Origin of the sequence: Bradyrhizobium liaoningense, from assembly GCF_018130955.1 — a bacterium.
Lineage (GTDB): Bacteria > Pseudomonadota > Alphaproteobacteria > Rhizobiales > Xanthobacteraceae > Bradyrhizobium > Bradyrhizobium liaoningense_C.
In genome coordinates this window covers 93,508-99,575 of the sequence record NZ_JAFCJM010000024.1, presented here as the reverse complement: position 1 = coordinate 99,575, position 6,068 = coordinate 93,508, and the positions used below count along the sequence as shown (strand labels likewise).

The following is a 6,068-nucleotide window of genomic DNA, read 5'->3' as shown; positions in this document are numbered from 1 at the left end:
CTCGCCCTTCTCAACCGCCACCATAAAGCGCATCCGCTCGTCCACGGCACAGGTCTCCTTCCAACCCATCGGCAAAGCCCTCCTTGCCGACAGTTGACCTGTTACCCATGTCGCCGGTCTATTCTGTTACCCATGTAGCCGGTTAGGACCCGAAGAATCACCTCTCCCATGGGGAGAGGTCGGCGCGTAGCGCCGGGTGAGGGGTGCGGTCCCTCGATAAGGCATAGCCCCTCACCCGATTTGCTGGCGCAAATCGACCTCTCCCCATGGGAGAGGTGAACGGAGCGTGCGGCTGCAGCATCGTCCTCATTCGCGTTAGCGCAAACCAAGTCCGCGGGCGATGATGCCGCGGAGCACTTCGGTGGTGCCGCCCTGGATAGTGAGTTTCGGTGCGGTCTTGATGGCGAAATCAAGCTGCCGCTCCAGCGTCTCGCGGTTGGTCGCGGTCTCCTCGACGAAGGCGGCGAGATCGCGGACGCGGTGCGGCAGTTGTTGCTCCCACACGGTGCCGATGTCCTTGACGATGGAGGCTTCGACCACCGGCTCCTTGCCCGCCTGCAACATGCCGGCGACCGAGACCGACATGCGCCGCATGGTGTGGAGCTGCGCGACGAGGCGGCCGATGCCTTCGGCGCTGCGCGTGTCAGGGTTGGGGCCGACCGCGCGAACGAGCTCGGTCAGCACGTAGTAGGTCTCGAGGAAGCGCTCCGGGCCGCTTCGCTCATAGGCGAGTTCCGAGGTCGCCTGCTTCCAGGCGCCGTCGACCTCGCCGAGCACGTGGTCGTCGGGCACGAAGAAGTCGGTGAACACGACTTCGTTGAACTCGTACTGGCCGGTGATCTGGCCGATCGGGTTCACCTGGATGCCGGGCTGCTTCATCTTGACCAGGAATTGCGTCAGGCCGTGACGGCGGTTCTCCTTGGTCGGCGGCGAGGTCCGGAAGATCGCGATCATGTAGTCGGCGATATGCGCCGACGAGGTCCAGATTTTTGTGCCGTTGACGAGATAGCCGCCGTCGGTCTTGGTCGCGCGGGTCTTGGCCGCGAACAGGTCGGAGCCGGAATTCGGCTCGCTCATGCCGATCGCAAAGCAGATCTCGCCGCGGCAGATGCGCGGCAGAATGTCCATCTTGATGTGCTCGGGCGCGTATTTGAGCAGCACCGGCCCGCTCTGGCGGTCGGCGACGAAAAAGCGCCGCGTCGGCGCGTTGGCCACGCGCATCTCCTCGGTCACCACGTAGCGCTCGAGGAAGGAGCGCTCCTGGCCGCCATATTTCTTCGGCCAGGTCATGCCGAGCCAGCCCTTGGCGCCGACCTTGCGGGAAAATTCCGGTACGTCGGTGTCTTCGCGGTTGGGCTTGTGTGGATCGAAGGTGCCGGCGGCGATCTCCTCGGCGAGGAAGGCACGCACTTCCTTGCGCAGTTGCTCGCATTTTTCCGGCAGGCGGATCGGATCGAAACGGAGGGCAGCGGTCATCGTTGTCTCGTCCCCAAATCAGCGCGAAGCCACCAGCGGCCACAATTCATCGGCGCCGCGGTTTGCAACCAGCTTGCCGAGTTCGACCGCCCAATGGCTCTCGGAGCCAAAATCGTCGCGCCAGGCGAGCGCGCGCAGTGAATAGCGATGCAGGATGTGCTCGCTGGTGAAGCCGATCGCACCATGCACCTGGTGCGCGATGCCGCCGCCCTTCTCAGCCGCCTCCGCGCAGCGGATCTTTGCCGCAGCGGCTTCGAGGAACACTTCGTCGTTGAAGGAGGGCGCGTTCGCGATCGCATCGGCCGCCGACGTCGCGGCGGCGAGGGCCGCGGCGGACTCGCCGGCAAGGCGCGCGAGGTTGTGCTGCACGGCCTGGAATTTCGAGATCTTCTTCTCGAAGGCGACGCGCTCGTTGGAGTAGCGCACGGAGATGTCGAGCATCGATTCCAGCGCGCCCGCGATCTGCAGGCTGCGGGCGACACCGCCCATCAACATCAGCCGGGTCTGGTCAAAACCTCTCGGCGCCGGTTTGATCGTGATGGCGTGAGCCTTGTCCAGCGTCACGGTATCGCTGTGGTCATAACCGACATTGAGGCCGGCCTCGATACGCGCCTGGCCGGCATCGACCAGTACGATCGACACGCCGCCATTGCCGTGCGCCAGCACCGCAAAATGCTTTGCGACCTTGGCGAAGGGCACGCCGCGCGCGCGGCCGGAGAGCGAGCCGTCCGCATTCAGCGTGATCTTGTCCTTCGGGCTTGCCGGCAGCACGGTCATCTCGCCACCGGGCGAGGCGATCTTGACCTGGGCGAGCAGCCAGCCCGCGAGCATGGTCTCGGCCAGGGGAACCGCGACCGCGAAACGGCCGGCGGCGTTGAGCAGCGCAAAACCGTCGGCAAGGTCGGCGCCCGAGCCGCCGCAATCTTCCGGCACCCACGACAAGGGCAGGCCGGCATCGCTCAGCGCCTGCCAAAGCGGCGCCTTCCAGGCGTCCTTCTTGTCGTGATTGATGGTCTGCGGGTCGGCGAGATCGGCGAAGATTTTCTCCGCGGTCTCGACGATGATGTTGTCACTCTCCGCCACAGCGTTCCCCGTGTTTTGCTTGGGCAAGACCCGTCCGGCTGAAGGACGGGCATGCCAAGTCTTCTTAAGCAAGTCTTCTTGCGCCCGATGATCGGAAAAAGCCATCGTCCTGACAAGCGCTGTTCGCAAGCCCATCTGCGGCGGCGGCATGGGAAGAATTCCGCTTAGCGGAGTATGGTCGATTTGCAGGCGTCGCCAAACTCGCTAAACAAGGCGCCGCAAACAGAACAAGAGAGAGGATATCCCGGATGGCTAACGACGGCTTGTGCGCAATCGTGACGGGGTCCGCATCCGGGCTTGGGGCTGCGACCGCGGAAATTCTCGCCAGGGGCGGAGCGCGGCTTGTCATCAACTATTCGTCGAGCAAGAACGAGGCCGAGGCGACCGCCGAAGTCTGCCGCGGGGCGGGCGCGGCGGAAGTGCTCGTCGCGCAGGGCGACGTCTCGCGCGACGAAGACTGCCGCAGAATCGTCGCGGCGGCGGCCGGCTGGGGCCGGCTCGACGTGCTCGTCAACAATGCCGGCACCACCAAGCACGTCGCGCATGCCGATCTCGACGGATTGTCGGCGGAAGATTTCCAAAGGGTGTACGGCGTCAACACCATCGGCCCGTTCCAGATGGTGCGCGCCGCGCGCAGCCTGCTGGAAGCGGGTGCGAAGGCGTCGGGCCGGCCGTCGGCTGTGGTGAACGTGTCGTCGGTTGCCGGCATCAGCGGCGTCGGCTCGTCGATCGCCTATGCGGCGAGCAAGGGTGCGCTGAACACGATGACGCTGTCGCTGTCGCGCGCGCTCGCGCCCCTGATCCGCGTCAACACGGTGTGCCCCGGCTATATCGACACGCCCTGGTTCACCAAGGGCCGCGGCGAGGAAGCGGCAAAACAGGTACGCGACACCGTGGTTTCACGCGTACCGCTGAAGGTTGCCTCACAGGCCGAGGATATCGCGCAACTCGTCTGCTTCCTGGCGACGGCCGCCTCCAGCAACATGACCGGCGAGATCGTGCGCATGGATGCGGGGATGCACCTGATTACGTGATTGAACTCTCACCGTCGTCATGGCCGGGCTTGACCCGGCCATCCACGCGCCTCCGCGTGGGACGAAGAACGTGGATGCCCAGGACATCTAGCGCGAAGACGCGCTTCGCGCTTCTGCCCGGGCATGACGTTGGGAAGCAGCTTGCCGCTTCCCCGCGACGGCTTGCGCCGTCACCCCTTGATCACGCCGCTCGCTACCAGCCGGTGCCAGATGAACAGCACCACCACCGCGCCGATGGTGGCGGTGATGAAGCCGGCGCCCTGGTCGAGGCTGTAATGGCCGATGGCCTGGCCGATCCAGGTCGCGAGGAATGCGCCGGCGATGCCGAGGACGGTTGTGAGGATGAAGCCCTGGGGATTGTTCGGTCCCGGCGACAGCCATTTTGCGATGAGGCCGGCGACGAAGCCGACGATGATGATCCAGAGAATCCCGCTCATGTCCGCGCTCCCCTTGCTCTGATCAGATCGTATCTCAATCAGATTCTGCCCGACAGCTCGTTCTCGGTCGGCAGCCGTCCGTCCGGCGTCAGGTGGTCAACCACCTGCGGTAGATACTGGCTGAGACCGGCGAGCAGGTCGTCGCGCGACAGGCCGCTCTGCGCGGACAGGCTCTGAATCTGATCGGCGCCGAGCGCATTGGCGAGATCTCCCGGCGCGATCGCCTTGTTCTCGCCCTTGCCGACCCAGGTGCTAGCCGTGTCGCCATGGCCGCTCTGCTGCAACTGGTTGAGGAGATCGCCGAGACCGCCCGAGAGCACGCTGCCGGCCGCGCCGCCCGCGAGCAGGCCGCCGAGGCCGCCCTTGAGCAGGTCGCTCATGCCGCCGCCAGCCGCGACGGTCCCGCCGCCCGCATTCGCAGGTGTCTGCGGCGGCAGCGGAGAGCGTGGCTGCGGCGCAGCTTCGGGCTGGCCTGCTGTCAGATGCTTGAAGGCTTTCCAGGCGATCAGGCCGAGCAGCGCCATGGTCATCGGTGACATGCCGCCGGAGGATTCAGCTGAGCCCTGCGGGCTCGGTGCGCTCGGCCCGCGGGGGCCGTTCTGCATGCCGTTGAGGACGTCGAGTAGACCCATGGTGATCTCCTGCCGCTGAACATGCCCCTGGGACGAAAACATATTGGCCTCTCATGACGGTTACAAGGCGCCCTCTGGTACAACCGAACGATGGGCAGCAGGCACGACCTTTGCTATCGAAGTTGGGAACGACACCGAGGAGCAGGGACAGGTGGTGACGGATCGACCGATCGCGGTGGCGGGCGCGGGTGCCATCGGCTGCTTTGTCGGCGGCATGCTGGCCGCGCGCGGTCAGCGCGTGGCGCTCCTGGTGCGGCCGCGGGTCAAGACAGAGATCGAGCGGTTCGGGCTCCGGCTGACCGATTTCGACGGGTCCGAGCAAAGATTGTCCGCCGGCCGGCTTGCGCTGTCCGAGGATGCCTCGATCTTTCATAGTGTTGGCGCGGTCCTGGTCACCGTGAAGAGCGCCGACACCGCAGAGGTCGCCGACCTGATCGCGAAGCATGCGCCGCAGGATGCCGTCATCGTCAGTCTGCAAAACGGCATCGGCAATGTCGCCGTGCTGCGCGAGCACCTCCCGGGCCGGATCGTGCTGGCCGGTATGGTTCCGTTCAACGTCATCGCGATGGGCGAGGGGCGCTTTCACCGCTCGACCTCCGGCGATATCCATCTCGAGGGGGATGCGGCTGACACGGCGGCGCAGCTCTCGGTGCCGGGGCTCGCGATGCGCGCGAGCCAAGACATGGTCGGCGTGCAGTATGGCAAGCTGCTCATCAACCTGAACAACGCGATGACCGCTCTGTCCGACATGCCGCTGCGCGCGCAGCTCGCGAGCCGCGAATGGCGAAGATTGTTCGCCGACCAGATGGCGGAAGGCCTGGCCGTGTTGACAGCGGCCGGCATCAAGCCGGTGTCGTCGACGCCGATCCCGCCGGCCTGGACCCCGTTCCTGCTCAAGCTGCCCGATCCCATCTTCAACGCGATCCTGGGACGCACGATGAAGATCGACCCCGAGGCGCGCTCCTCGATGTGGCAGGACCTGAAACATGGCCGCAAGACCGAGATCGACTACCTCCAGGGCGCGATCATTGCGCTTGCAGAGCGGCATGGCGTCGACGTGCCGCTGTCACGCCGCATTGTCGCGCTGATCAGGCAGGCCGAGGAGGCGGCCCAGGGTCCGCCAAAACTGACGCCGCAGCAAATCCGGGGCGGTTAGGTCACGAGGAGACGTGCGATGAAGTTTCATCTGATCGCGTCGATGCTGGTCATGACGCTGGTGAGCGCACCTGCGCTGGTGCTGGCCGCGCCGCCGACGGTCACGCCGTCGCCCGGCTACGACAGGCGGCTGCAGGAGAGCCGCTCGGCGACGACCAGCATGCCGGCGACGGTCAATCCGGCGGTGACGCACCGCAAGTCCTCGAAGAAGAAGCACGCGAACTGAGCGATTGGTGCGTCGTTCGTGCCGA

General features: G+C 65.6%; 7 protein-coding genes. 3 read left to right on the top strand and 4 right to left on the bottom strand.

The window, feature by feature from the left end:
* Positions 1-315: 315 nt before the first annotated feature.
* Positions 316-1,476, bottom strand: a complete 1,161-nt coding sequence (locus JQ632_RS20870; RefSeq protein WP_212404454.1) for an acyl-CoA dehydrogenase family protein — start codon at positions 1,474-1,476, stop codon at positions 316-318.
* An 18-nt stretch (positions 1,477-1,494) separates the two neighbouring features.
* Positions 1,495-2,559, bottom strand: a complete 1,065-nt coding sequence (locus tag JQ632_RS20865) for an acyl-CoA dehydrogenase family protein (RefSeq protein ID WP_212404453.1) — start codon at positions 2,557-2,559, stop codon at positions 1,495-1,497.
* A gap of 248 nt (positions 2,560-2,807) precedes the next feature.
* Here JQ632_RS20865 and JQ632_RS20860 point away from each other — a divergent pair, with 248 nt between their 5' ends.
* Entirely contained in the window at positions 2,808-3,593 is a 786-nt protein-coding gene (locus tag JQ632_RS20860) for an SDR family NAD(P)-dependent oxidoreductase (protein ID WP_212404452.1), read from the top strand.
* A gap of 170 nt (positions 3,594-3,763) precedes the next feature.
* On the opposite strand, the gene JQ632_RS20855 is transcribed toward JQ632_RS20860, so the two are convergent.
* On the bottom strand, positions 3,764-4,030 hold the full coding sequence (locus JQ632_RS20855) for a GlsB/YeaQ/YmgE family stress response membrane protein (protein WP_212404451.1): 267 nt from the start codon (positions 4,028-4,030) through the stop codon (positions 3,764-3,766).
* A gap of 38 nt (positions 4,031-4,068) precedes the next feature.
* The gene (locus JQ632_RS20850; RefSeq protein WP_212404450.1) at positions 4,069-4,662 is read right to left on the bottom strand and encodes a YidB family protein; all 594 of its coding nucleotides are present in this window, start codon (positions 4,660-4,662) and stop codon (positions 4,069-4,071) included.
* A 151-nt stretch (positions 4,663-4,813) separates the two neighbouring features.
* On the opposite strand from JQ632_RS20850, the gene JQ632_RS20845 reads away from it, so the two are divergent.
* Together JQ632_RS20845 and JQ632_RS20840 are read left to right on the top strand one after the other, a co-directional pair.
* On the top strand, positions 4,814-5,818 hold the full coding sequence (locus JQ632_RS20845) for a 2-dehydropantoate 2-reductase (protein WP_212404449.1): 1,005 nt from the start codon (positions 4,814-4,816) through the stop codon (positions 5,816-5,818).
* Positions 5,819-5,836: 18 nt separating this feature from the next.
* The gene (locus JQ632_RS20840) at positions 5,837-6,043 is read left to right on the top strand and encodes a hypothetical protein (RefSeq protein WP_212404448.1); all 207 of its coding nucleotides are present in this window, start codon (positions 5,837-5,839) and stop codon (positions 6,041-6,043) included.
* Positions 6,044-6,068: the final 25 nt, after the last annotated feature.